The organism is Cobetia sp. cqz5-12, assembly GCF_016495405.1.
Taxonomy (GTDB): domain Bacteria; phylum Pseudomonadota; class Gammaproteobacteria; order Pseudomonadales; family Halomonadaceae; genus Cobetia.
Genome location: NZ_CP044522.1, coordinates 2,085,563 through 2,108,354 on the forward strand (window position 1 = coordinate 2,085,563; position 22,792 = coordinate 2,108,354).

Annotated in this window: 15 protein-coding genes; 4 read left to right on the plus strand and 11 right to left on the minus strand. The window is 61.6% G+C overall.

The window, feature by feature from the left end:
* Positions 1–582 precede the first annotated feature (582 nt).
* The 3 genes from F8A90_RS08840 (at position 583) to tamB (ending at position 8,309) form a co-directional block, all read left to right on the plus strand.
* On the plus strand, positions 583–1,779 hold the full coding sequence (locus F8A90_RS08840) for a hypothetical protein (protein WP_200019796.1): 1,197 nt from the start codon (positions 583–585) through the stop codon (positions 1,777–1,779).
* Positions 1,780–1,933: 154 nt separating this feature from the next.
* The gene (gene tamA, locus F8A90_RS08845) at positions 1,934–4,015 is read left to right on the plus strand and encodes an autotransporter assembly complex protein TamA (RefSeq protein ID WP_200019797.1); all 2,082 of its coding nucleotides are present in this window, start codon (positions 1,934–1,936) and stop codon (positions 4,013–4,015) included.
* Between the two features lie 100 nt (positions 4,016–4,115).
* The gene (gene tamB, locus F8A90_RS08850; protein ID WP_200019798.1) at positions 4,116–8,309 is read left to right on the plus strand and encodes an autotransporter assembly complex protein TamB; all 4,194 of its coding nucleotides are present in this window, start codon (positions 4,116–4,118) and stop codon (positions 8,307–8,309) included.
* A 150-nt stretch (positions 8,310–8,459) separates the two neighbouring features.
* Here the strand turns inward: tamB and F8A90_RS08855 are convergent, their stop codons facing one another.
* Positions 8,460–8,936, minus strand: coding sequence for a YchJ family protein (locus F8A90_RS08855; RefSeq protein WP_200019799.1), 477 nt, complete (start codon positions 8,934–8,936; stop codon positions 8,460–8,462).
* Between the two features lie 49 nt (positions 8,937–8,985).
* Between F8A90_RS08855 and msrA the strand changes: the two genes are divergently transcribed.
* Complete coding sequence (gene msrA, locus F8A90_RS08860) at positions 8,986–9,624, plus strand: peptide-methionine (S)-S-oxide reductase MsrA (protein ID WP_131432038.1); 639 nt, start codon at positions 8,986–8,988, stop codon at positions 9,622–9,624.
* Positions 9,625–9,793: 169 nt separating this feature from the next.
* Here msrA and F8A90_RS08865 read toward each other — a convergent pair whose 3' ends face one another.
* The 10 genes from F8A90_RS08865 to F8A90_RS08910 form a co-directional block, all read right to left on the minus strand.
* Positions 9,794–10,963, minus strand: coding sequence for a dicarboxylate/amino acid:cation symporter (locus F8A90_RS08865; RefSeq protein ID WP_200019800.1), 1,170 nt, complete (start codon positions 10,961–10,963; stop codon positions 9,794–9,796).
* 335 nt (positions 10,964–11,298) lie between these two features.
* Positions 11,299–12,357, minus strand: a complete 1,059-nt coding sequence (locus F8A90_RS08870) for a hydrolase (protein WP_200019801.1) — start codon at positions 12,355–12,357, stop codon at positions 11,299–11,301.
* Positions 12,358–12,706: 349 nt separating this feature from the next.
* A complete protein-coding gene (gene pepQ, locus F8A90_RS08875) occupies positions 12,707–14,071 on the minus strand; it encodes a Xaa-Pro dipeptidase (protein WP_200019802.1) in 1,365 nt (454 codons plus the stop codon).
* A gap of 138 nt (positions 14,072–14,209) precedes the next feature.
* Positions 14,210–15,121 (minus strand): LysR family transcriptional regulator, encoded by a 912-nt coding sequence (locus F8A90_RS08880; protein WP_166017956.1) that lies wholly within the window; start codon positions 15,119–15,121, stop codon positions 14,210–14,212.
* A 501-nt stretch (positions 15,122–15,622) separates the two neighbouring features.
* Positions 15,623–16,702 carry an ABC transporter ATP-binding protein gene (locus tag F8A90_RS08885; protein WP_107334800.1) on the minus strand — a complete coding sequence of 360 codons (1,080 nt, stop codon included), beginning with the start codon at positions 16,700–16,702 and terminating at the stop codon, positions 15,623–15,625.
* On the minus strand, positions 16,699–17,751 hold the full coding sequence (locus F8A90_RS08890) for an ABC transporter ATP-binding protein (RefSeq protein WP_200019803.1): 1,053 nt from the start codon (positions 17,749–17,751) through the stop codon (positions 16,699–16,701). The genes F8A90_RS08885 and F8A90_RS08890 overlap by 4 nt, the downstream gene beginning before the upstream one ends.
* Positions 17,752–17,771: 20 nt before the next feature.
* Positions 17,772–18,755: an ABC transporter permease gene (locus F8A90_RS08895; protein ID WP_200019804.1), complete on the minus strand. Its 984-nt coding sequence runs from the start codon at positions 18,753–18,755 to the stop codon at positions 17,772–17,774.
* Positions 18,752–19,798: an ABC transporter permease gene (locus F8A90_RS08900; RefSeq protein ID WP_166017964.1), complete on the minus strand. Its 1,047-nt coding sequence runs from the start codon at positions 19,796–19,798 to the stop codon at positions 18,752–18,754. The genes F8A90_RS08895 and F8A90_RS08900 overlap by 4 nt, the downstream gene beginning before the upstream one ends.
* Before the next feature lie 325 nt (positions 19,799–20,123).
* Positions 20,124–21,719, minus strand: a complete 1,596-nt coding sequence (locus F8A90_RS08905; RefSeq protein WP_200016747.1) for an ABC transporter substrate-binding protein — start codon at positions 21,717–21,719, stop codon at positions 20,124–20,126.
* Positions 21,720–22,246: 527 nt separating this feature from the next.
* The gene (locus tag F8A90_RS08910) at positions 22,247–22,477 is read right to left on the minus strand and encodes a hypothetical protein (RefSeq protein ID WP_200016748.1); all 231 of its coding nucleotides are present in this window, start codon (positions 22,475–22,477) and stop codon (positions 22,247–22,249) included.
* Between the last annotated feature and the right edge of the window lie 315 nt (positions 22,478–22,792).

Sequence of the window (22,792 nt, forward strand, 5' to 3'; positions counted from 1 at the left end):
GATCAGACAAGCACAGACTCAAGCTCCGCGACCAGCATCACTCCCGGCCCCGAGACTGGCCACCCGCTCAGGCAGCGGGCAAGGGCGAAAGTGCATGACTCGCCGTGCATCCTTCATGCCGTGGCTACGCGCATGAAATGTGCAATCAGCGTGAAAAACCTTGTGAATCCAGATAGCTACGAAGACAGAGGCTGCGCGTATCGCAGTGTCTGGCACTATAGCACCCAGACACCGACAGGCCAACGCTGGTGGGCACTGACCGCGGGATCCTCTCAAGCCTCTTGCAAGGCTCGCGTTCATTGTCGAGCTTTCGCCACATTCCTGCCACTCTGGCCTCGATGACGGGCCATCGCGGGAACCTGATGAGATGACCGAGGTCAGCTGTTAGACTCGATTTCCTGTACGTGAACCGTGACTTATCTTTTGCAGAACCTGCATTACTGTATTTCTATACAGCAGCGCGAAAAAGCGCACTTTCGGTCGCCTTGCCTCTGGTGCGATGGGACAGTGAGCCCACTGACATGCCCGAAGATGCTGCGCTGACCCTTTCGCTGCTGATCGTCTGCCGGAACTGGAGCCAGAATGCGGCCGCACAATGCTGAACCGTCTCTCAATGACTCACCGGACGATGCGCTGGTCGCGCGTCCCGATGATGCGCTTGGCGTGCATCACACCCGTCCTCCCGCGCCCAGACGCTGGCCGACGTGGCTTTGCCTCCTTGCCCTGGGGGGCGTGGTGGGCTGGCAACAGTGGCAGCTGAATGACCTGCAGACCCTCGGGGGCGATCAACGCGATCAGCTCGGCGCGCGTGTCAGTCAGCTCGAACGTTCCGTGGTCCAGCTTGAGCAGCAGGGGAATGAGCGCCTGAACGAATTGCGTGATGCACTGGGTGAGCAACTCAGCGCCCTGGACAGCCAGTTGAATGACACTGTCCTGCCGGCGCTGACCACCCTGCAGAAGGACAAGGCATCCCTGTCCAGCGAGGCTGTCGCACGCCTCGAGGCGCTGGAAGACAAGGTGGCAAAGGATGCGGATGGCGCTCAAGAGCGTCTGACCGCCATGGACGAGGTGCTTGATCGTCTGGATGGTCGCGTCACGACGCTTGCCCAGACAGGTGACAATCACGCGACCCTGATCACGGCGCTGCAAGGCTCGATGGCGGCGCTGGAATCCCTCAGCCGTGATGGCCGTGCAGCGCTGGGCGCGCGTCTGGATGCCCAGTCGGCCACGCTTGAGCACCTCGAGCCGCTGGTGGACAAGACCTCCAGCTCCCTGGACACGCTGACTTCCCGCGTCGAGACCTTGCAGAGCGATATTGAGCGCGCTGTCGAGAACACTAGCGCCGAGCAGTTGGCCTCGCTCGAGACTCGCCTCACGGCACTCCAGACGGAGCTGGCCACGCAACAGGCCCAGACTCGTGACTTGCAGCAATCCCAGCAGCAACTGAGCGAGACGCTTAAGGCACTGCCGGAGCCTGCAGCCGCCGCTGATGGCGATGAACTGGCCAGCAAGCTCAAGGGCCGCTTCGCGCCGCTTGACGAGCTGGCAGCGCTTGAGACCGCGCAACGCTCACTGGCCACCCAGCTGGGTGAACTGCGCCGTCAGCAGACAGCGCTCAGCGCCGGCCTGGAAGCCAGTTCTCAGGGTGCGTCAGAGGACACGCGCGACCAGTTGCGCTCGCTGGATGCCAGCCGCCGACAGCTGAGTGGCCGTGTCGCGTCGCTGCTGGGTCAGGTGTCTGAACTGGAACAGCGCGTCAATCGACTGGAACGCCGCTGAGTCTGCGCAGCAGGGATACAAGTAACGACGATATGGCGTGGCCCGCCATCCAGGCAGGCCATGTGAAACGCCCCGTGATGACCGAGCGCCGCACGACATGATGAACGGGAACGATGGACAGTGCTTTCCCCCAGCACTCAACAAAGGACGAATCATGAGTGGCGACAACAAAGAGCCTGCTCGAGCGACCAGGCCGCGCGGTTTGCCGCATCGCTATCTGACGCCGCTGATCGTGTGTGGCGGTCTGTGCTTCGCGCCGCAGGCACTGGCGATCGATGCCGCCGTCAAGGGAGTCAAGGGCGCGACGGCCACCAATGTGGTCAACTTCCTGGCCGGGATGACGCTCGAGGGCGATGCTCCGGCCGAGCGCTATGAGGATGAGATCATCCGGCGCACCCAGGAAGCGCTGCAGGCCTTCGGTTACTACGATGCCCAGATCACGCTCAGCTATCCCGAGAAGGGGTTGCTGGGCGGCGATGATGTGGTCGTGACGGTGGATGCCGGTGCGCCGGTCACCATCGAGACGCTGGAGCTGCGACTTGAAGGCGACGCTGCGCGTGACAAGGTCATGAAGAAGGTGCTGGCCGACGCCGACCTCGAGGAAGGCGATGTGCTGCGTCACTCTCGCTATGACAGCCTCAAGTCGACTCTGACGTCACTCAGTCTCGAGCGCGGCTATTTCGACACCTCCTTCTCCCAGCAGCGCATCGAGGTACGCCCCTGGCTGCACTCGGCACGCATCTATCTGGTCATGCAGAGCGGTCAGCGCTACCGCTTCGGCGATATCACCTATCTCAACAGTCAGATAGAGCTGGATCGCGTCAAGGCCATGCAGCCGTTCGAGACGGGCGATTATTACGAAGCCGGCAAACTGACCCAATTCAATCAGCGGCTGAGTGAGGCTGGCTGGTTCCGCTCGGCCGCGATCAAGCCACAGCTCAATTCGGGCGCCGAACTCAAGACCACCAGCCCCGACAGCGAGATAAAGACCCCCTATGCCGAGGCACAGGGCTATGAGGGATCATGGATTGCCGATGTCGAGCGGACTGAGGTAAAGGGGGCTGAAGTCAAGGGGACTGGGAGCGAGCAGACGGGGGTTGAGAGCCGCCGCGCTGACGCCTCGCCCCGCCCGTACTCGACGGTGCCTGCCGCGCAGGCTGCGGGGTCGGCGACAGAAGATCAAACGTCTCTGGCCGCCGGTAGTGACACGCCGGTACTGACGGGCGATGCGCTGGAGGCCGCGGTCAAGACGGCCAACGGTCCCATCATTCCCGTGGACATCAGCCTGATTCCCGCCGACCGCCACAAGTTCGAGACCGGTATCGGCTATGCGACGGATGTCGGGCCACGCCTGCAGTTCAGCTGGGAGATGCCGTGGGTCAATCGCTATGGCCATAGCCTGACCAACAGCCTGTTCCTGTCCTCGCCGGAACAGACCTTCGAGGGCGAATACCGCATGCCGCTCGAAGACCCGCTCAAGGATAGCTATGTCCTCGAGTACGGGATGTCGAATACCGACGATGAAGATACCGAGAGTCTCGAGACCACCGTGCGCTTCACCCGCGAGTGGAAGTTCGACAATGGCTGGACCCAGCGCGTGTTCTTCGGTTCCACCTATGAGGACTACACCCAGGCGGATGAATCCGGAGCCGTGCTGCTGCTGTATCCCGGTGTGAGCTGGAACCGCACCCGCACACGCCCCAAGACCTTCCCGATGTGGGGCGACCGCCAACAGCTGACCTTCGAATATGGCGATCAGATGTGGGGCTCGGACGTGACCTTCCTGCGTTCCCAGTTCAACACCAACTGGATACGCTCCATCGGCGACAACCATCGTTTCGTGGCGCGCATGGGCGTCGGCCACGTCGATACCGACAACTTTGATGACATGCCGCCCTCGATGCGCTTCTTCACGGGGGGCGACAACAGTGTGCGTGGCTATTCCTACGAGACACTCGCCCCGGAAGACGACGATGGCGATCTGGAAGGCGGTAGCTCGTTGCTCACCAGCAGCCTGGAATACGATTACCGCCTGACCGGCGACTGGTGGGGCGCGACCTTCTACGACGCCGGCAACGCCTTCAATGGCTGGGACGCACTCGAGCTCAAGACGGCGGCCGGCATGGGGATTCGCTGGATCTCGCCGGTGGGGCCGATTCGTCTCGATATCGCCCATCCCTTCGATGATGAAGACAACGATTACCGTATTCACTTCTCGATCGGGCCGGAATTCTGATCAGCTCGTGTCTCTAAAACGAGTGTCGTGCTGATCAAGCGCCAGCAAAGGACCATCAGCTGAGCGGGTGAGCTGATAAAAAGCTATGGAGATGTTGGAATTGTCTAATCCCTATGTACGTCGGGGCGGCCTGGTCATCCGGTTGCTGATATGGCTGCTCGTGTTCCTGATCGGGCTGACGATGCTGCTGGTCGGGGGCGTGCTGTCCCCGTGGGGCACCGGGCTGGTGCTCGATCAGGCGCGCTCACGTGGCTTCATCGATTATTCACAGGCCTCCGGCTCCCCTCTGGAAGCGCTGTCGCTCAAGGACGTCTCGCTGGACCTGCCGGGGCTGGCCATCAATGCCGACTCGCTGTCGCTGGCCTGGGGCGAGGACTGTCTGCTCAAGGGCAAGCTGTGTCTCGAGTCGCTGGAATCCAGTGGCCTCGCGATCACCCTGAGTGATGGCGGTGCCAGCGAGGAGCCTGAGCCAGAGAGCGGCGAGAGTCTCAACGTGCCCATCGTGGTGCCGATTCCCATCGAAGTGCGCAAGGTCGCCATTGATGACTTCGCCCTGGCGCTGGCGGATGGCAGTCGCGTCACCTTCGATCACTTCCATACCTCGGCCGCGCTGTCGGTGAGTACGCTGACCCTGGGCGAGACACGCCTGATCACCAGTCGTTTCATTCCGGCCGATGTCGCCGCGACGGAAGCGACTTCAGACTTTGTCAGCCTCGAGGGAATGAGCATCACGCCTGAGGCGCAGCAAGCGGCGAGTGCAGTGGTCAATGCTCAGGTCGTGGCGTCTCAAGCCGAGAGCGCCGCCAGGGTTATCGCGAACAAGACCATCTCGAACAAGACCATCACGGATGAGACCGTCACGGATGACGCCGCAGAAGTGTCTGGCAAGACTGCCGCTGAAACCACGGATCAGACACCACAGGCTGGGCGCATCGCCTTGCCGGAAGTCTATATTCCGCTGACCATCGAGGTTCCCGATCTCGCCATTGAAGACTTTGCGCTCGAGGGGCCAAGCCCGTATGAGGTCAGTCGCCTTTCGTTGGCGCTCAAGGCGGAAGGGCATGACATCACGCTCTCGCGTCTCGAGGTCGACTCGCGTGACGTGAACGCCGATCTCGTAGCGCAGGTCACCTTGAAGGACGAGTATCCGCTGAGCGCCACGCTCAATGCCGAGACCCTGATCGATCCCGTGCGTCATGAAAAGCTGCGCCTGTCTCTGGAAGGCTCGCTGGCGGATCTTGAAGCCTCTCTCAAGGCCGACGGCCCACTTGCTGCTGAGCTTGTGGCCAGCGCAGATGTGCTGGACAGTGATCTGCCCTTCGAGGCGCGCCTGAGCTCAAAGCGGATCACCTGGCCCTTTGCTGCCGTCGCTGATGCCTCTGATAACGCCTCCGCGGATGCGCAGAAAGGCGCTCAGACAGCGACGCAAGCCAACGCTGGCAAGAACAAGACGGCCTCCGCTGGCGCTACCTCTTTCACGCCTGACTATAGCGTCGAGAATCTGGCGCTGGTCGCCAAGGGCTCATTGTCGGGGTATACGACCACACTGGACGCCATTATCGAGGGGCGTGACATTCCGCGCGCCACCTTGTCATTGGCTGGCGACGGCGATCTCGCGCATTACCGCTGGCAGCCGCTTAAGATCGCGCTCAAACGTGGCTCCGCGATCACCCGTGGCGAGATTCATTGGCAGGAAGGGATCAAGGTCGCCGCCGAGCTGGCGCTCGACAAGCTGCATCCCGAAGACTTGCTGCCGGCCCCGACCGGGGGCGGACAGAAAGCCGTGCGTGGTGAGCTGAGCGGCAATCTCGTGGCCAGCTTCCATCAGCCTCAGCAAGGTCCGTGGGCCGTCGATGTCAGCAAGCTGGATATCCATGGCACCTTGCTCGAGCGTCCGCTCACGCTGACCGGCAAGCTTGCCGGCAATGCCGACATGCAGTGGAACGTCGACGCGCTGGAACTGCGCCAGGGGCAGAACCGGCTGAGCGCCAATGGCAAGATTGCCAAGACCATCACTCTGGCGGCCAACATCGATTTTCCGGCGCTCTCGACCCTGATGCCGGATATCGCGGGTGAGCTCAAGGGCAAGATCGATGCCTCGGGCACGCTCGACAAGCCTCAGCTGGCCAGCAACTTCACCGCACGACGCCTGCAGATCGGGGAGAACCGTATCTCCGACATGGCGCTGTCGGCCGGGGTCGATGCCCGCAAGCGGGGCATTGATGACCCGGCACTGGATATCGCCCTGAATGCCGATGATGTCAGAGCTGGCGGACAGCAGATCGCGACCGTCGCACTGACGCTGGGAGGCTTCCTGAGCGATCACACCCTGCAGTTCGATACCGAGATGGCCGGAGAGATGCCGCTTTCTCGTCTGGGACTGACCCTCAAGGGTGGACTCGACAAGGCGCGTGAGCATTATCGCGGCGCGCTGTCTCCGCTGACGGCGAATACCGATTTCGGGGACTTCACCTTCGACACGCCGGCGAGCTTCGATGCCAATCTCGCCAAGGGCAGCGTGCTGGTGCAGCCGTTCTGCTTGAGCCGCGAACAGGGCGGCCAGATCTGTGTCGCCGAGCCCTTGAGCGCGGGCAATGACGGTCAAGCCGTGGTGACGCTCGAGGGGATTCCCCTGGACATGGCCCAGAGCGCCATGCCGGAGAGCTGGACCATCGGCGGTGCCACGGGTGGCAAGATCACGGCAAGCTGGAAGCAGGGCGGCCAACGCTGGAATGCTGACGCGGAGCTGGCGGGCAAGTTGACGCTGGCCGGCGAAGACGCTGACGGCAACGCCTGGTCACTGCCCGAGACCACCTTGCAACTGGCGCTGGAAGCCACACCCGACAAGGCCGATCTCGATACCCAGATTCGTCTCGACAGCGCTGGCGGCATTGGTCTCACCGTGTCGGTCCTCGACCCGGCCGGCGCAGGACAGCTGGATGGCTCGCTAGCCATCCGCGATATCGACCTCTCACCGTATCGTCCGCTGGTGGCGGGCATGACTCAGCTGGAAGGCAAGCTGGCGGGTGACGTCGAGGTCGGCGGCAATCTCAGCCTGCCGTCGTTGACCGGCCCGATCGCGCTGACCGGCGTCAAGGTGCAGGGCGATGGGCTGCCGGTATCGCTGTCGGATGCCCAGTTCACCGTCGACTTCGATGGCAACAGTGCCGATATCGATGGCTATCTGGTGGGCAATGATGCGCGCTGGGGTATCGATGGTGAGGCGGCGTGGCCGACGCTTGAGGACTGGACGGCGTCATTGAACCTCGACGGCGAGAAGAATCCGCTCGAACTGCATATCGCCGGGATCGGGCGCATGCGCGTCGCGCCGGATCTGCAGATCAATGCCAGTCCCACGCTTCTCAAGCTGCGAGGTGACGTCAAGGTGCCGTGGACACGCATCGAAGTGGACCAGGTGCCACCGTCTGCCGTGTCACCCTCCAGTGACACCATCATCATCGAGCGTCCCAGTGATGATGACACCTCCAACCCGGCCGAGCTTGCCGATGGCAGCGACACCGCCAAGGCGCTCAATGAGGCGGGCATGGCGCTGGATGTGCGTATCGGCATCCATATCGGGCCAGATGCGCGTCTGGAGGCGATGGGGCTCAAGACCAAGCTCAGAGGCGATCTCGATGTGCGCCAGTCCAAGGGCGGCGTGCAGGTCTTCGGTGAGGTCAATCTGGTCGACGGGACCTACAAGAGCTTCGGGCAGGACCTGCAGATCAGCAAGGGGCAGGTCTTGCTGGCCGGACCGCCCTCGAGCCCGCGTCTGAATATCGAGGCGATCCGTGATCCTGACAACACCGAGGACGACGTGACTGCAGGGGTGCGTGTAACCGGACTTGCCTCGTCACCCAGCGTCGAGATCTTCTCGGACCCGTCGATGGATGAGTCCTCGGCACTGAGTTATCTGCTGCGCGGTGAAGGCCTGGACAGCGATACCAGCAGTGACAGTGCGGTCACGTCCGCCCTGATCGGCATGTCACTGGCGCAAAGCGGACAGGTGGTCGGCCAGATCGGGGAAACCTTCGGCGTGCGTGACCTGAGTCTGGACAGCTCCGGCAGCGGCGATGACAGCCAGGTGGTGGTCAGCGGCTATATCGCCCCGGACCTGAAGCTCAGCTACGGCGTCGGGCTGTTCTCGCCGATCGCGGAGCTGACGCTGCGCTACAAGCTGTTCCGCAATCTGTATGCCGAAGCGGTGTCCGGCACGGCGCAAGCCGTGGATCTGCTCTACAGCTTCTCGCTGGGTCGCAGTGAGCTGGCGCCCAGAGTCGGCAAGGACAGATGACGCGCCAGGCCAATTGATTGCACCGGGGTCAGCCCCCATCGACAGGTTCGGTGGGGGCTGTCTCGTTTGAGGGAGGGACGTTTCAGAGGTGCTCGTATCGCTTATGCTCGAGAGCTCAAGCTCAAGCGCATCAGTACCAGGCGCGGACGGTCACGCAGTGCAGCAGCGCTTGATCTTCTTGCCGCTGCCACAGGGACACAGGCTGTTGCGCCCCGGCGTCAATGTTTGCCAATCGGCATCACCGTCGACATAACGCCAGTGATGGCCATCGTGATGAAAGCGACTAAGTTCCTGCAATTGCTGGAACTTTCCCTGCTCGAAGAAGGTGGCGTGAAAGCGTACCATGCCGGTATCGGCGTCTTGTCCGCTGTCCAGAATCTCCAATGCCAGCCACTGCGGGCCAGCACCTTCGAGATCGGCGCGTGCCGGGCAATGGGCCGGGTCCCAGCTGTCGATCAGAAAGTCGCTCAGCGACAGGCAGAAGGCGCTGTAGCGGGCGCGCATCAATTGCTCGGGGCGTTCAGCGCGGGTGATGTCAGCATGAATCGGCTGACAGCAATCGACGTAGCGTTGCGCCTTTGCGCTGTTGGGCTGGCAGGGGCAGATCTTGGGGGGCAGAGATGACATCATTGAACCTATACACGATTGCACGACGCGACACAGGAGAGAGTCCGCCATGTGGATAACGGAAGATAAGCAGACCATTCCTTCAGCGCAGGACAGCTTGCCAGGGCGCAGTGAAGCGGTTCGCATCAGCGGCGTTCATCACGTCAATGGCCGCTCGATTGTACCGCCGTTCGACAGTGAGTGTGAGGAGATCGTGCTGGGGCTGGGTTGCTTCTGGGGAGCCGAGCGCCTCTTCTGGCAGCTGCCGGGCGTCAAGGTGACGGCGGTCGGTTATGCCGGCGGCCATACGCCGAATCCGAGCTATGAAGAGACCTGCACCGGCAAGACAGGCCACACCGAGGTCGTGCGTGTGATCTTTGACCCGACGGTGATCGGCCTGCCGGAGATCCTGCGGGCCAGCTTCGAGGCCCATGACCCGACCCAGGGCATGCGTCAGGGCAATGACATCGGCAACCAGTACCGCAGCGCGATCTATTACACCCGCGAAGACCAGCGCGCCATCGTCGAGAAAAGCATGGCCGACTACCAGCAGGCGCTGGACCAGTCCGGTCTCGGCCGCATCACCACCGAGGTCGCACCGCTGCGCGAGTTCTACTACGCCGAGGAATACCACCAGCAGTATCTGGCCAAGAATCCGGGTGGCTACTGCGGCCTGAAAGGCACGGGAATCAGCTGCCCCATCGGCTGACAGCCCGGCAGTCATGTCCTGCCTGCCATGACATCGCTGTCATGAGACTGTTGGTGACAGATTGCCGCTGAGAGACACGAAAGCCTCATGATCGCCGCGAAGTTCACGGCCGCCATGAGGCTTTTTTCTGTCTGGAGCAGCCTTAGGTCAGGCGCTGCAAGGCACAGTGTCAGCGGTAGCGCTGTCGATCCTGCTCGGCTTCCGCAAAGCGATCGATCCACTGCACCAGGGCACCATCGCCGGTGACGTTGCACGCGGTGCCGAAGCTGTCCTGCGCCAGATAGAGCGCCATCATCAGGCCAACGGCAGCGGCATCGAAGCCCAGCAGGCTCTGCAATACGCCCACCGAGGTCATCGCGGCGCCGCCGGGCGAACCGGGCGCGGCAATGATGGTCACGCCCAGTGCGGCGATGAACGGCAGCAGGGTGGTGAGCTCGGGCGTTGCCAGTGAGGGAGTGACCAGCATCACGCCAATGGCGCACACGGTCAGCGTGATGGCACTGCCGCACATGTGGATGGTGGCCAGCAACGGCACCGCAAAGCTCGCCACGGACGGAGAAATGTGATTGAGGTGCATCTGGCGTACGGTAACCGGAATCGTGGCCGCGGAAGACATGGTACCGGCGGCGGTGAAGTAGGCAGGCAGCATGTGGGCCAGCGCCTTCATGGGCGAGCGGCCGGTGCTGGTGCCGCTGGTAACGTAGAGCAAGCTCAGCCACAGCCAGTGCAATGTCAGTGCCAGCAGCAGAATCATGCCGAAGCTCTTGAGGGTATTGGCTACCGTGCCGGCGATCGTCATCTCGCAGAACAGACCGGCGATATAGAACGGCAGGGCAGGAATCAGCGCCTTGGCGATGAAGCGCTCGACGATGTCGCGGCCGCCGTCGGCCAGCTGGCGCATGCCGTCATGGTCGGTGGCGGAAATGCCGATACCGAACAGGAAGGCCGTCACCAGGGCGGTACTGATATCGGTCAGCGGCGGAATATCCAGAGTGAAGTAGGGGCTCAAGTGCTTGATGGCATGACTGACCGGCAGCTGGTCCTGTTGCACGATATGCGGCACGACCTCCAGCCCGACGATGCCCGCAAACAGTCCTGCCAACGTCGTCGAGGCATAGGCCAGCACGATGGTAAGAGTCAGCAGACGGCCCGAGGAACGCTCGAGACGTGCGATCCCGCTCATGATGAAGAACAGGATGATCAGCGGAATGGCGTATTCCAGCAGTTCACCGAACAGTACCTTGAAGGTCAGCAGGGCGCGTATCAGCGATTCGGGAGCCCATTGCCCCAGCAGTATGCCAGCCACGATGCCGAGCACCAGGCGAAAAATCAGGTTCATTATCAGGCCAGTAGAGTCTTGAACATAGGATGGGCGCGCAGTCTATCATTCTCCCTGAATCGTGACAGTGATCCGTGTCACCCTTCACACCCTCATCCTGTATACCGTTATCGTTTTTGTTGCTCTAAATTTAGCCATCTCAACAACGTATACGGTCGTAGTCGGGCTCAGGGCTTCCCACCGGATCTGAGGGTGGGAAGGCGAGCAAGGGGGGAAGAAACAAAAAGAGGCAATGAATGCCCCAAGGACAAGAAAGCCAAAGAGGGTAAGCGTGTTGGCGCCTGAGTGGCGGTTAATGCAGCCAGTTCGATGCACGACAGTTCAATGCAGGCAGCTCAGTGCGCTTCGCTCTGCACCTCTGCCTGCGCTTGTGGCTTGGGCAGTCCGCTCCAGGCATCCAGTTGCTGGCTGACACGGCGAGCCAGCCAGGAATTCAGTCGTCCACGGCGCCACTCAACGAAGCCAACATGCCCACCACGCTCACTGAGCTCGATACGCACGGCCTCGGAGGGTTGGTGGAAACGTGCAAACAGATCGCGTGGCATGAAGGGGTCATCCAGCGATTGCAGAATCAGCGTCGGCAGTTCGATCTCGCTCAGCAGACGGCCCGCCGAGGAGCGCGTGTAGTAATCACTCGCCGAGGTGAAGCCATGCAGCGGTGCGGTGACTTCGTTGTCATAGGCCCAGAAACTGTTGAGCTGCGTCAGTTGATGCGCTCCGATCGAGATGGGTAGCGGCCCATTGGCAAGCTTCGCCGCCACCTTGGCCTTCAAGCCCTTGAGCAGATGGCGCTGGTAGAGGCGTGAGAAGCCCTGATTGAGCACGTCCGCGCTGGCTGCCAGATCCAGCGGGGCGCTGATGGCGATCGCGCCGGCCAGATCCAGACCATCACCGCCTTGCTCGGCCACCAGCTTGAGCAGCATGTTGGCGCCCAGCGATACGCCACAGGCGACCTTGATGGCGTGCGAATAGCGTCGCCCCAGCTCGCCAAGCACCCAATAGGCGTCTGCGGTATCCCCGCTGTGATAGGCGCGTGGCAGCCGGTTGGGAGATTGCCCGCAGCCACGGAAATGCATCATGACCGGTCGCCAGCCCATCCGGGCGGCTGCATTGAGCAGCTCACGGGCGTAGGGCGAGCTCAAGTCACCCTCAAGGCCATGAAACAGCACGAACAGAGGCGCATCGTCGCTCAGGGCCGTCGTACGCTCCCGCTTCTCATGCCCGTCACTGATGACCCAGGCGAGCTCGACGAAGTCACCATCGGGGAGATTGAGAATCTCGGTACGACGACTCAGGGGCGCGCGGGGCAGTAATCTCGGTAACAAGGTCTGGACATGGCGATTGCGCAGGCCAAGGGCAGGGCGAAACTCTGACGTGAAGATGGAGTGCGGCATGTGAGGTAGCTCCAGTGGCTGGCCAGGGCGATGACGTTGGTGATCGGGTGATGAACATGCCCTTGATGGCGGTGGCCTGCAGCAAGATCTGACAGGAATTTCTGCATGGATGTCGTTGGCATCATTTCACTTGGCGACGCCAATCGCTAGTCGCAGTGCAGCATACGCATCGACGCCAATGGCTATCGCTCGGTTCTGGATCAAGTGCTTGATCCAGTGCATCGAATACGCCGGCTCACTTCATGCAACAAAAAAGCCGCCATCGGCACAGGGCCCATGGCGGCGTGAGGCAGGCGCGTGACGGCAAGCGTCACAGCGACAGACCTAGACGGTGTTGTGACAGGTCTGATTACAGGCCCGTCGCCGGGCTACGTGTCAGATTGAGAGCACCATCTGCGGTGATGACCAGGTTGTCCTCGATACGCACACCACCGTGCGGTGCCAGCGCCTCGACCAGCTTCCAGTCGATATGCTCACCGCGTGCATCGTTGCGCAGCGGCTCCAGCAGCATGGGGATGATGTAGCAGCCCGGTTCGATGGTGATGGCCATGCCGGGTTCGAGCACACGCGTCAGGCGCAGCATCGGGTGACCTTGCGGTGGATGACGGATGTCGCCGGTGGTGTGATCAGAAATGCGACCCGCCACATCATGGACCTGCAACCCCAGAAGGTGCCCGAGGCCATGCGGGCAGAAGGCTGCCGTGATGCCTTGTGCGACCTGATCCTCGGCGGGCAGGGACACCACGCCAAGTTCCCGCAGCAGCTCACCCAGCTCGCGATGCATCTCGAGGTGCAGGTCGACGTAGTCCACCCCGGGCGCGAGTCTTGCCATCAGACGCTTCTGCAGCGCCTCCACGCCTTCGATCAGCGCGCGATAGAGCGGCAGGGCATCATCGCCTGCCCAGCTGCGCGTGATGTCCGAGGCATAGCCGTGCACCTTGGCTCCAGCATCCACCAGCAGGCTGTGACGGGTAGCGGGGGCCTGCAAAGCATAGTGCTGGTAATGCAGAACGGCGGCGTGTCCGTTGAGACCGACGATGTTGCCGTAGGGCACATCCAATTCCCGTTGCCGAGACGCGCCAAGATAGGCCAGCTGGATATCGAGCTCCGCGCCGCCTTCCATGAAGCTGCGCCGGGCAGCCAGATGGCCACGCGCGGCACGCAGGCTGGCTTCCTGCAGACAGGCGATCTCGAAGTCGCTCTTGCAGACGCGTCCCTCGTCTAGCTGGCGCACCAGGCCGACCGGGTTGGGTAGCGCCTCAAGTTCGCTGACCACCTGCGGCTGAAGCTCGGCGATCTCGCCCAGCAGCGCCACGCGACCCTCGGGACGCTCTGGCAGTGCCGGCTTGCGCAGATGGATGATCTCGAACTGCTCGGCCCAGGGCGCAGTGTCCGGCGTCGGCAGGCTGGGTGACAGATGCCAGAAGTCATCGGGGGCGTAGAGGTAAAGCGTCGGTTGCTGGCCCGGACGAATCACCAGCCAGCTATCGCTGAGACCCGCCATCGGCACCCAGTGCAGGAAGTGGGCATGCGACTTGAAGCTGGCATCCTGATCATCGGCGAAATGCCGCTTCGGCTTGCCACTGTGCAGCACGATGGCATCCAGATCATGCTGCTGCATGGCAACTTCGTAGCCTGATTGCAGCGCCGCAAGATGCTCGCGGTGTGCTGCAGCGTGGGTGATAGTCGGGTCGTTGAGCTGGCTGTCAGACATCATGTTTCCTTGAAAACGGTCGGCACGCCTGACCTGGAGGTGTGAACGTCAATGGCGTGAGGTGATGGAGGATGAAGAAATGAAGGGGAGAGAAGAGCGCCGCTGAATCAGCGCCGTCGCCCCTCCAGTCCGGATGACTCACGAGAAGTGTGCTTCCAGCTGGTGCCAGAGTTCACTGACACTGTCATGGCGCGGCACGCGCGGGCGATACAGACGGATATGCAGACTCAGGTCCCAACGTGGGTCACCGGCACGCACCAGCTTGCCACTGGCGATTTCCTCTGCGGCCAGACGCTGCGGCAACCAGCCGATGCCATAGCCTTGCAACACCAGCGCCTTGATGTTGGCCGCCTGGATATTCTCGTTCATGGTGACCAGATGCGCCTGAATCGGCACCTGAGCGAGATGGGCCATCAGCGAGGTGGCGATGACGGCGCGCGGATGCGGGCTGATGAACGGTAGCGGATTGCGCCGCGTGCCCGGCAACTGGTGGCGGGGATTGCCGTCCGCGCCGGGTGCGCATAGCGGAATGAAGGATTCTTCGCCGACCACCAGGTATTGGTAGCTGTCCAGCTCAAAACCGAGATCGACACGTGCCTGGGGCCAGTAACACAGTGCCAGATCACATTCGCCGCGATCCAGCCCATGGAAATAGTCGGCCGCCAGCCAACCGGTGGCCCGCAGATAGGGCAGCACCTGTTCACGCAGCTGAAGCTGATCAAGCCAATCAGGCAGGAAGTGCGACACCAGCGACTGCGGTGCCCCCAGCGATATCTTGCTGGCTTGCTGCTGGGCCATGTCCTGCAGACGTTCACGTGTGATACGCACGCGCTCGGTGATCTGCTCGCACAGCTGGAGAAACTCGTCTCCGGCGGGAGTGAGCGACAGCGGCAGGGTCTGACGGTTGATCAAGGTGGTGCCCATCTCCTCTTCCAGCAACTTGATGCGGCGGGAGAAGGTGGGCTGAGAGACATTCTGTGCGTCGGCCGCCCGCGAGAAATGCCGGGTCTGAGCCAGAACGATGAAATCTTCGAGCCAGCGAATTTCCATGTAGTGAAGGTGCCTCGAAAGCCGGTCAACCGGCCATGTCAGGAGATCGGGGCAGAACTCTGGACCGCAACTGCTTCCAGCACCTGAAACAGTATCTGCAAGCGTACTGGTTGAAGTTGCTGGTGCAGAACTCGGGGCAGAGACGTGGGCCTTGTGGGGGCGCTCTTTATCTGACTATCCAGTCAGTTTGTATAGTGAAGAGATGTTGCCTTACCCGAGCCGAGAGATGCAAACCCTTGCCCGCGGCCTGTATCTTCCAGGGCCGCAACACAAGGGCGCCTGAGCAGGGACACTTGATAACAGGGACACTTGATCAAGGGCATGATCAGGGCCATGAGCAGGACCAGGAGAGCAAAGCACGGTTGACAGGCTAGCGACCGGCTAACCTGCCAACTGTACTTATCGAACTGTGCTCAACGAACATTGCTCAGCGAACAGGGCTCTGCAACTTCCCACTGACGCCATTGCATGACGCCTCATCGATATGAACGGTCGACACGTTCAGTCGATGCGGCCTTCTTCCACGGCGTGGCAGGCGACCTGACCGGTGTCCGTGGCGATCAGGCGCGGAATCTCCGTACGGCAACGCTGATTGGCATGCGGACAACGGCCATGGAAGACACAGCCCGAAGGCAGATTGACCGGCGTCGGCACCTCGCCCTCGAGACGAATGTGATTGGGCTTGTCATCGTGCAGCCGCGGTATCGCCGACATCAACGCCTGGGTATAGGGGTGACGTGGGCGGGCAAATAGCGAGCGGGTATCCGCCAGCTCGCACAGCGTGCCCAGGTACATGACCGCGACGCGGGTGCCGAAGTGCTCGACCACGGCCAGGTCGTGAGTGATGAACAGATACGTCAGATTGCGCTGCTCCTGGGCCTCCATCATCAGGTTGAGCACCTGCGCCTGGATCGACACGTCCAGCGCCGAGATCGGCTCATCGGCGACGATGAATTCCGGGTCCACCGCCAGCGCGCGGGCGATGGAGATACGCTGACGCTGGCCGCCCGAGAATTCGTGGGCGAAACGCTTGCCCCAGTCCGGGTCGATGCCCACCGAGCGCATCACCTCCTCGATCTTGTCGCGCACCTCACCATCCTTGAGCGTCGGCTGATGAAAGCGCAGCGGCTCCTCCAGCGTCTGCTGGATGGTCATGCGCGGATTCAGCGACGCATAGGGATTCTGGAAGATCATCTGCATGCGACGGCGGTAGGGCAGCAGGTCTCGCGGGGCCATATTATCGATGCGGGTACCGTCAAAACGGACCTCGCCACCGCTGGGCTTGAGCAGGCCCATCACGGTACGTGCCACCGTCGACTTGCCACAGCCGGATTCCCCGACCACGCACAGCGCCTCACCGCGTTTGACGTCCAGCGTGACGCCATTGATGGCGTGCACATATTCCTGCTTGCGACGCAGGCGCCCCTTCTCGAAGGTCAGCTGCTCGAGAAAGTCGCCAGACAACGAGAAGCGCTTCTCGAGATCACGGATTTCCACCAGAGTTTCGCCAAGCTCGGCGCTATCGACACGGGTGGAGGCCTGGGAGGAGGACTGAGCGTCCTTCAGAATTGCCGCGCTCATGCGTTCACCTCCGTGCGGTGGCTGTCAGTGGGAGTGGCGCCATTGCCGTTGGCATCGGTGATGATCGGGGTCCAGCGCTCGCCGGCGACCATGGCATCAACCATATGACAGGCCACCTTGCAGTTGCCGGAGTGGGCAAAGGCCGGCACCTTCTCGAGGCAGATACTCGCCGCGAAGTCACAGCGCGGGTTGAAGGCGCAGCCGGCCGGAATCTTGGTCAGGGTCGGCATCGAGCCACGAATCTGGTTCAGACGGCTGCCGGGTGTGGCCATCTGGGGCAGGGCGTTGATCAGCCCCTGGGTGTAGGGGTGCTGGGCATCATTGATGATCTCGCGGGTCGGCCCCTGTTCAATGACACGCCCGGCATACATCACCAGGGTGCGCTGGGTGACCTGGCTGACCACGCCGAGGTCGTGTGTGATCAGGATCAGCCCGACGTTGTGCTTCTCGCACAGCAGCAGCAAGAGCTCCATGATCTCGGCCTGGATGGTCACATCCAGCGCGGTGGTCGGCTCATCGGCGACGATGATGTCAGGGTCCAGCAGCAGCGCGATGGCGATGATGATGCGCTGACGCATGCCGCCGGACAGCTCATGAGGGTACTGCTCCAGGCGCTTTTCCGGTGAGGGAATGAAGACCTGATTGAGCTTGTGCAGGGCGATGGCGCGCGCATCCTTGCGGGAGATGCGGCGGTGCGCCTTCAGGCACTCGATCATCTGCTCGCCGATGGTCAGCACCGGATTGAGCGTCATCATCGGGTCCTGGAAGATCATCGAGATACGGTTGCCGCGAATCGACTGCATCGCCTTGGGCTTGAGGGTGTTGAGCACCTCGCCATCGAATTTGATCTCGCCGCCGGCGATGTAGCCGGGCTTGGCGATCAGATTCAGGATGGTGAAGGCCGCGACCGACTTGCCGGCCCCCGATTCACCGACAATCCCCAGTCGCTCACCGCGCTCTAGGGTAAAACTGACATCGCGCAGGGCGCGGACCTCACCGCCTCGCATGGCGAAGCGCACGTCGAGGTGGTTGACTTCAAGTAGTGCCATTGTCTTGACTCCTCTCGGCTTCAGCCCTTGTAGAGACGCGGGTTCATGACATCACGCAGCCAGTCGCCCAGCAGGTTGATGACCAGTACCAGCACGATCAGCACACCACCGGGGATCAGCGTGATCCACCAGCTGCCTGACTGCAGGTAGTCGAAGCCGGATTTGATCAGTGACCCTAGTGATGGCTGGGTCTCCGGCATGCCGAGACCGAGGAAGGACAACGCCGCCTCCGAGATGATCGCGTTGGCGATCTGCACCGTGGAGATGACGAAGATCGGCGACAAGGTGTTGGGCAGGATATGACGGAACATGATGCGGCGGGAGCGGAAGCCCATCACCCGCGCGGCATCGACGTATTCCTTGTTCTTCTCCGCCAGCACCGAGGCACGGACGGTACGCGCATACTGTGGCCATTCCGCCAGCCCGATGATCAGGATCAACAGGATCAGCGCGTAGTCCGAGAAGGCGGCACCGCCGAAGGTCGCCTTGATGATGGCGCCCACCACGATGGCCACCATCAGGGTCGAGAACGACAGCTGGATATCGGCCATGCGCATCAGGAAGGCATCGATGCGCCCGCCCAGGTAACCCGCCAGCAGCCCGAAGGTCACGCCGAGCAGTGCCTGCAGGATGACCGCGCCGAAGCCGATCAACAGCGACACGCGTGTGCCGTAGAGAATGGTGGAGAGCAGATCACGCCCCTGGGCATCCGTGCCCAGCAAGAAGGCGGGGTCACCGCCTGCCATCCATGCCGGCGGCAGCTCCGAGTTCATGATGTCGATGCTGGCCAGGTCATAGGGGTCGGCCGGGGCGATCCACGGCGCGAGGAAGGCCCCGAGCACCATGGCGATGAACACCAGCAGACAGGCCTGAGCCATCCAGTCACGCTTGAAGCTGTAGACCAGGTAGGACTCACGGAAACGCTGCCAGCGGCCGGGGACCGCGATGGAGCTGGTCTTCGGGGTGACGGGCGTGTTGCTCGATTGGGTATTGGATTGGCTCATGCCGGTTTCCCCGCAAGCTTGACGGTGGGGTTGACCAGTCCGTAGATCAGATCGACGAGGGTGTTGGTGATCACGAAGATCACGCCGACCATCATCAGATAGGCCACGATCAGCGGGATGTCGGAGCGGGTGATGGCCTCGAGGAACATCAGACCCATGCCCGGCCACTGGAAGACGGTCTCGGTCAGGATGGTGTAGGCCACCATGGTGCCGATCTGCACACCGCCGACGGTGATCACCGGCAGCATGGTGTTCTTCAGTGCGTGCAGGAAGTAGATACGCTTGAGACCGATACCCTTGGCGCGTGCGAACTTGATGTAGTCCGACTGCAGCACTTCCATCATCTCGGCACGAATCAGGCGGATGAACAGCGGCAGCATGATCGAGGCCAGCGAGATGGCCGGCAGTACCAGGTGCCACAGGCCGTCGGCGGTGAAGAAGCCGCTGGACCAGGTGCCCGCGACGTGTACCAGCTCACCACGTCCGTAGGAGGGCATGCCGCCATCGGTGGACAGCATGCCGTTCAGCACACTGCCCCAGGTGGTATCGCTGGGGAACCAGTCCACCGTCACGCCGATGGCGAACAGCTGGATCAACACGATGGCCGTCAGGAAGACCGGCACCGAGATACCGATGATCGAGGTGCCCATGAACAGGCGTGACAGCCAGTTTCGCGGTCGGATCGCCGCGAATACCCCGATGGGGGCCGAGAGCAGGATGATGATCAGGCTCGAGGCCATCACCAGCTCCAGCGTGGCGGGCAGGTGCTTGAGAATCACCTCGGTCGCCGGCTGCTTGTAGAAATACGAGGTGCCGAGATCACCTTGCAGGGCGTTGCCGGCAAAACGCAGATATTGGGTGATGAAGGGGTCGTTGAGGCCCAGTTCATCGCGCATGACTTCTCGCTGGGCTTCCGACACGGCCTGGCCGGTCATCTCGCGCAGCGGGTCGCCCAGATTGTCCTGGATGGCGAAGCTGATGATGCTGATCACGAACATGACCAGTACGGCGTGCATCAGGCGTTTGATCAGAAAGGCAATCATGGATCGCCACCTTCCTCGTGAGCATCACGATCTGGTGCGAGTCGGCCATCTTGATGTCGGCCGATCACGCGGGGTGTCAGGAGTCCCGCCTGTCGTTGCGCTGTCATCGGGCACAGGCTCCCCAACCCATCACCGAGAGGCGATGACAAAAGGGAAGGAACAGGCGGGGGTACGTCGTCGCGTTCAGGTCAGCAGGGCAACCAGAGAGTTCACTTTGGCTAACTCCGGTTGCCTGACTTGCCTGTCGCGAGGGGGGCGTGGCCAGAAACATGGCACTGAACGAGGCAAAGTGGTTCAGTGCCTGTCACTCACTCACGGCGTGGGGTCAGTCCTGGTCGATGACCAGATCCCCCAGATACGGGAAGTTCATCACGTTCAACACCGGCTCGATGTTGACGCCATCACGCGCGCCCCAGGCCAGGTTCTGCCAGTGCAGCGGCACGAAACCGGCATCGTCGTAGACGGCTTTCTCGGCGGCCTGCAGCATCTTGGCGCGCTTCTCGGTGTCGGTCTCCAGGTTGGCCTCGGTGACCATCTTGTCGACGTCCGGGTTGCAGTAGTTGCCTGAGTTGTACTGGCCGACACCGCTGTCGGCATCAGGGCAGAAGGTCAGGAATTCGAAGAAGTTGGCACTGTCTTCGGTATCCGAGTGCCAGCCGATCATCATCATGTCAGCCGCACGCGCATCATATTCCGGCCAGTACTGGGCCTTGGGCAGGGTCTTGAGATCTACCGTGATGTTGATCTTGGCCAGCATCGAGGCGACCGCCTGGGCGATCTTGGCGTCGTTCACATAGCGGTTGTTGGGCGCCATCATGCTGATCTCGAAACCATCCTCGTATCCGGCTTCCTTCATCAGCTCCTTGGCCTTGGCCACGTCATAGCGCGGCGTCAGCTCAGGATTGTGGCCCTGATAGCCATCCGGCGACATCTGGGCGGCGGGAGTCGCGAAGCCTTTCATCAGCTTCTGGGCGATGCCTTCCTGGTTGATGGCGTAGTTGACGGCCTGACGGACACGCTTGTCCTTGAAGGCTTCGACACGTTCCTGGTTCATCTGGAAGGTGATGATGCGTGTGCCGCCCATCTCGACCAGGTGCACGCCATCCTGCTTGCGAATACGTTCCAGATCGGTCGGCGGTACCGGCGCGATGAAGTCCATGTCGCCGGAAAGCAGCGCCGCGACACGGGTGGCGTTTTCCTTGATCGGCGTCAGCACGATGTCATCGACGTTACCCGGGGATTCGGTGTCCCAGTAATCCTCGAAGCGTTCGAAACTGATCTTCACGCCTTGCTGACGGTCGGTGACCTTGTAGGGGCCGGTGCCGGACTCGTTGCGTGAGGCGAAGGTGTTGGCGGCCTTGGCGATCTCATCCTTGGCCTTGCCGTCTTCGGTCTCACCGGAATAGAACGCGCTGTCCATCGGGAAGATGTAGGTGGCGGCATTCAGCACCAGCGGGAACGGCTTGTCGGTCACCAGGTCCACGGTGTAGTCATCGACGGCCTTGACGTCAGTGAAGGGTGCGAAGATGGCCTTGAAGTCGGCACTCTTCTTGAGGCGCTCAATAGTCCAGACCACATCCTTGGCGGAGAAGTCATTGCCGGAGTGGAACTTGACGCCTTCGCGCAGATGGAAGCGCATGGTGTTGTCGTCGACACGCTCCCAGCTCTTGGCCAGGCGACCATCGAAGCCGAGGTCCTTGTTCCAGCGAATCAGCGGGTCGTAGACCATGTGCGACAGCTGCAGGGTGCCGCCGGAGAGCTGTTCGTGGATATCGAGGGTCACGGGGTCAGCGTCGTAGGCCATGCGCAGGGTGACGTCTTCGGCCATTGCCGGAGCCGCCATGGCCAATGTCGCGCTGCCGATCAGCGCACACAGGGTCTTCTTGGGCAAGAAAGACTGGAGGGCATTCTGACGGGTCATGAGCATCCCTTTGCTTGTGTAGTTTGATTGTTGTTGTGGCGATCCTGCACGGCTATCGAGGTAGACACGCAGGATGCGTTCTAACAGTAGAGAGTCACTTGGTCGCGGGACAATCGAAATGTTGAGTAGCCGGATTCAGGTGGTGAATAGCCTTTTCCTCACGACGCAACGTCATCCAGGCTGGTGCAGGGTGCGGGAGGGGCGAAGCGACACCCCGGATGTCACACGGCAACACCATCTTTCACATCAATCAAGCTGCGAGCTGCACGCGCCTCCTGTCGAGGCAACGCGGAGAGACTCAGTCCTGCCTCCTGTCGAGAAAACCACCGTGACACTGGTCTTCCTCTCTCACACCGCAAGCCTTCGCGACAAGAAAATACCAATATAATCAATAATTTGAATGAATAATGATGGTCGGGCCTCGGGAAGATTCCCGGCCGCGGTGTGGCCGTGTTGTGTGTGCGTCCCGTCAGTCGACAGCGCCTGCTCGAGAGACATTGCGTACGCCGTATGGCGACAATCAAGCGTCACGTCACCTGGCGATCAGCAGACGCCATCAGCGGTAGAAAAGCCGACAGGATACGTGGTGATTTTTTGATGAGTGCAGCCTCTGCACTTGATTGGTGCGCGTGGCGTTCTGCGACCAAAGTTGCGCCTCTGAGGCCTTTCACGAAGCCCTGCAAGGTCGCTATTGCGCTGTAAAATTCACAAACGCTGCGCTGAAAGCACGTGAAAGACTTTCCAGCGTAGATGATCACGAGCCCCGTCCCCACTCAATAGACGCCAAGCCATAGGTGATCAGAACATTGCAAGTCAGCACATTGGAGGTCAGGCAGATAGGCGACAAGGCAGTCGCCGCTGGCAAGCACTCGCGGCTATGCACTGGCAGAAGGGAGGAGCGTTTGAGGAGGGAGGAGCGTCTGAGGTAAGGCGGCTGAGGTAAGGCGACTGAGGGCCAGTCTCGATAAGAGGGAGTCCTGAAACGCAACGCGCCTCCCGAGTGGGAGGCGCGTTCAGGAGGGCACTGACGATAACGCCACCGGCACCCTGTGGCACCGGCAGCTGGATCAGGG

Bases quoted from the DNA above. Each gene is read 5' to 3' on its own strand.
- F8A90_RS08840 (WP_200019796.1), top strand. From the start codon at position 583: ATGCGGCCGCACAATGCTGAACCGTCTCTCAATGACTCACCGGACGAT.
- tamA (WP_200019797.1), top strand. From the start codon at position 1,934: ATGAGTGGCGACAACAAAGAGCCTGCTCGAGCGACCAGGCCGCGCGGT.
- F8A90_RS08855 (WP_200019799.1), bottom strand. From the start codon at position 8,936: ATGTCATCTCTGCCCCCCAAGATCTGCCCCTGCCAGCCCAACAGCGCA.
- msrA (WP_131432038.1), top strand. From the start codon at position 8,986: ATGTGGATAACGGAAGATAAGCAGACCATTCCTTCAGCGCAGGACAGC.
- F8A90_RS08865 (WP_200019800.1), bottom strand. From the start codon at position 10,963: ATGAACCTGATTTTTCGCCTGGTGCTCGGCATCGTGGCTGGCATACTG.
- F8A90_RS08870 (WP_200019801.1), bottom strand. From the start codon at position 12,357: ATGCCGCACTCCATCTTCACGTCAGAGTTTCGCCCTGCCCTTGGCCTG.
- pepQ (WP_200019802.1), bottom strand. From the start codon at position 14,071: ATGTCTGACAGCCAGCTCAACGACCCGACTATCACCCACGCTGCAGCA.
- F8A90_RS08880 (WP_166017956.1), bottom strand. From the start codon at position 15,121: ATGGAAATTCGCTGGCTCGAAGATTTCATCGTTCTGGCTCAGACCCGG.
- F8A90_RS08885 (WP_107334800.1), bottom strand. From the start codon at position 16,702: ATGAGCGCGGCAATTCTGAAGGACGCTCAGTCCTCCTCCCAGGCCTCC.
- F8A90_RS08890 (WP_200019803.1), bottom strand. From the start codon at position 17,751: ATGGCACTACTTGAAGTCAACCACCTCGACGTGCGCTTCGCCATGCGA.
- F8A90_RS08895 (WP_200019804.1), bottom strand. From the start codon at position 18,755: ATGAGCCAATCCAATACCCAATCGAGCAACACGCCCGTCACCCCGAAG.
- F8A90_RS08900 (WP_166017964.1), bottom strand. From the start codon at position 19,798: ATGATTGCCTTTCTGATCAAACGCCTGATGCACGCCGTACTGGTCATG.
- F8A90_RS08905 (WP_200016747.1), bottom strand. From the start codon at position 21,719: ATGACCCGTCAGAATGCCCTCCAGTCTTTCTTGCCCAAGAAGACCCTG.